The 3240-nt window shown below is 48.3% G+C and carries 3 protein-coding genes and 1 pseudogene; 1 reads left to right on the top strand and 3 read right to left on the bottom strand.

Translation table 11 applies throughout. The features are described from left to right. Positions 1 to 1332 (bottom strand): TldD/PmbA family protein (locus tag RMO52_RS06335; RefSeq protein ID WP_310412002.1); only part of this gene is annotated, 1332 nt, incomplete at its 3' end. Between the two features lie 150 nt (positions 1333 to 1482). Then, positions 1483 to 1917, bottom strand: a complete 435-nt coding sequence (locus tag RMO52_RS06330; RefSeq protein WP_310411998.1) for an NUDIX hydrolase — start codon at positions 1915 to 1917, stop codon at positions 1483 to 1485. Positions 1918 to 2178: 261 nt separating this feature from the next. On the opposite strand from RMO52_RS06330, the gene RMO52_RS06325 reads away from it, so the two are divergent. Next, positions 2179 to 2706 (top strand): tetratricopeptide repeat protein, encoded by a 528-nt coding sequence (locus RMO52_RS06325; protein WP_310411995.1) that lies wholly within the window; start codon positions 2179 to 2181, stop codon positions 2704 to 2706. A gap of 288 nt (positions 2707 to 2994) precedes the next feature. Here RMO52_RS06325 and RMO52_RS06320 read toward each other — a convergent pair. Continuing rightward, positions 2995 to 3240, bottom strand: a pseudogene (locus RMO52_RS06320) (starch synthase); the annotation flags it as partial.

The following is a 3240-nucleotide window of genomic DNA, read 5'->3' as shown; positions in this document are numbered from 1 at the left end:
GGTGTTGGCGTTGCCGATTTGAGCCAGATTGCCCCAGAATTGGGGCGTGACGCCGCGATAATTGGGGTTGCGGACTGTTTGAGTCAATTTGCCATTTTCGATCAGTTTGGCGTACTCACAGCTAAACTGGAATTTGTGGCGACGATCGTCGATCGACCACGAGCGATTGGATTCCATATAGATGCCTCGATCGATCCCACCGATAATGTCATCAAAGCTTTTATCGCCCGGTTCGAGGTTGATATTTGCCATCCGGTCGATCGGCGGACGATTCCAGCTACAGGCGCGGCTGCAAGCGACTCCCGGCAGATCCAGTCGCGCTTGGCTTTCCAAGCTGCCTAAGCCACGTTCGAGTACGCCATCGCGGATGATATATTCCCGCGTCGCACTAGCACCGATATCATCGAAACTGTAGCTGGCAAATTCTCCCGAGACGGTCGGATCGAAGGTAATATTCATCAAGGTTGAACCGTAGACGAGATTGCCAAAATCTTCGGGTTTGACAAAACTACCGCCCGCATAGTTGCGTTCATCACCTAAAATCCGGTCTAATTCCAGCGGATGTCCGACACTTTCATGGATTTGCAATAGTAATTGATCCGGTGCGAGGACGAGTGTGGTTGTCTCTGTCGGACATTCGATCGCCGTCAGCAATTCTACAGCCTGTTCGCCGACTTGTTGCACCCGCGCCCACAGATCGGGCGTGAGAAAGTATTCCATGCCGCCCTGATAGCATTTTGCCAGTCCGCCGCGATCGCTCCGATGCTGGATGAGTGCGCCATCCTGGGCGGTGGCGGCATAGTCTGTGGTCATTAACAAGAATTTCTGATAGACATCGGAACCATTGCTACTAACAAACCAACTTTCGATTTCACGGGTAATAATCGTGGCACTAGTTTGGACGATCTTTTCGCCGACTTTAAGCGTATGACAAATCTTGCTCAGTTGGTCGCTAATTTCGCCAGGAGTCAGGCTATTAAATGGTTGGAGGGTCGGGGAGACGTATTGCCCGACTACCTTGGGTCGCTGGGCGATCGCGATCGGGTAGATCCGATATGCGCTGGCGGCTAGGGCTTGGTGATAAGCAGCGGTGGCGGCAGATCGAACACCCGTGGGGGTGACAATATTGGTAGCACCATAGCCGATTTGCCCATTCACCAGGACTTCGACCATCACACCTTCACTAATGGTCGTACTATTATTTTGGGGCATTCCGTCTCGCGCCGATCGGGCGATCGAGACTTCCCGCACTTTCCGCAGTCCCAGCCAATCGACGGGGAGATCGATACCTTCGAGTAAGTCGCTTAGTTGGGGGATTGTCGCAGTACTCATCAGTTAGGTTTTCAGTATGGGACTTATCTAATTTTACTCATCTTACGAATGTGTTGGTGCGTTTTCCTTTGGCTCAACCCAACCTACGATCTACAATAAATCGGTGCGTTTTCCTGCGGAGTAACGCACCCTACGACTACCCTCTACCCTCTACCCTCTAATCCCTGGGCGGATCTGATAATGTCGATATCGCAGATAATCCTGAATAATTTGTCCGTGATCGAAACATAACTGCGACGGAATTTCCCACGGTGCAAAGATGCCGACACTCTTGGCATCATCTTGCGCGATCGGTTCTCCGGTTGCTGTAGCGATAAATACTAGACTAATCGTATGCTGCCGAGGATCGCGATCGGGTGCTGAATACAAATGAAATTGTTCGATCAATTTTACATCTAAGCCGATTTCTTCTTTGGCTTCTCTGACTGCGGCGGATTCTAATGACTCTCCATAATCTACAAACCCGCCAGGTAATGCCCAGCCATGAGGCGGATTCAGCCGTTCGATCGCGATAATGGGACGATGGGGTCGATCGATTAATTCGATAATAATGTCTACTGTCGGGGTGGGATTGCGATAAGTCATACCAATTTTTTTGAATTAGGGCGATTGTTTTGAGGTAAGAGGTAAAAGGTAATAGGTAAGATCGATTTTGATGTGCGGCTAGAGATTGGGATCGGTATTAAATAATTAATTTAGTGTCGATCGCGATCCTGCTTGTCTCTGGTGATAAATTCGAGATCGATTTGTGATTCGATCCCTATTAGCTGTGATTTGGAGAGGTTATGGTTGTTAATACAAACTCTGTCGATCGAGATTCAAATAGTCAGCAGCTATCACACAAATATGTCACAGTCTACCTATGCTATGAGAGAGCCAATCGCTACCGATATCCTGGCTTCAGCTAATGCAAAGTATAAAAATCGCGACTATCTGGGAGCATTGACAGAATATACCGAAGCTATTGGGATCGATCCGAGCAATGCCCTAGCTATCTGTTGTCGCGGGGTAGCTTACTATAAACTAGGTGACGACCAGGATGCGATGAGAGACTACACCCGCGCGATCTCGATCGATCCAAAATTGGCAATTGCTTACTACCGCCGGGGCTTTTTACATTATTTAGCTCAAGATTATTCGAGTGCGATTGCTGACTACAATAAGGCAATCGCACTTCAACCAGATTTTGCACTGGCTTATTCCAATCGTGGCTATGCTTATCGAGATATGTACGGTGAGCAAGAAGCACTCATCGATTGGCGATTTGCCGCTAAATTATTTAAAGAGCAAGGTAATATCACTAAGTATAAAAGTACGATGAGATCGATCGAGCAAATTTATGATGATGCTAGTTGTGGTTCAGGAATGTTGTAGCAATCGACAGAGAATGCCTACGATTACAATCGTTGCTAATGTTGCAAAGTCCGCGTAGGCGAACTAGTAGTCTGTGGCATAAGTAGAGTGGGTATTCACTTTGGCTTCGCTCAGTGAGCGGAGCCGTTGGCGTAGCCTGCGCTTTGCGCTTACTGAGCGGTGGAAAAGCGAGGGGAAACTTCCGCCGTCCAGTACTAGTTAATCAGTCCGCGTAGGCGGACTTTGCACTCCGTTCGCGTAGCGTCTGCCTTGCAGATACGGCGGTTTCTAACCGCTGGAGTTACTTAACTACTCAACAAAAATAGATTTGTATAGCACTTCATATTCTTGCGCTGATTTATCCCAACTAAAATCAGTTGCCATCCCGCGCTGCTGAAGTTCTTGCCATTGAGGTTGATAATGAAAACTTTCCTCAGCACGTACCATACAAGTAAATAGATCCAAAGCTTCATATAGATCGAAACAATACCCCGTACCCTGGTGATGCTGCGGATCGTGGTGAGTCACTGTATCGACTAGTCCCCCCGTGCGCCG

This window comes from Chamaesiphon sp. OTE_8_metabat_110, from assembly GCF_031382685.1.
GTDB lineage: Bacteria > Cyanobacteriota > Cyanobacteriia > Cyanobacteriales > Chamaesiphonaceae > Chamaesiphon.
Note: the sequence above shows the minus strand (reverse complement) of the source record. Positions and strands in the feature narration are given on the sequence as shown.

What these genes read in the sequence shown, in the direction of transcription:
- RMO52_RS06330 (WP_310411998.1), bottom strand. Translation starts at nt 1,917, where the DNA reads ATGACTTATCGCAATCCCACCCCGACAGTAGACATTATTATCGAATTA.
- RMO52_RS06325 (WP_310411995.1), top strand. Translation starts at nt 2,179, where the DNA reads ATGTCACAGTCTACCTATGCTATGAGAGAGCCAATCGCTACCGATATC.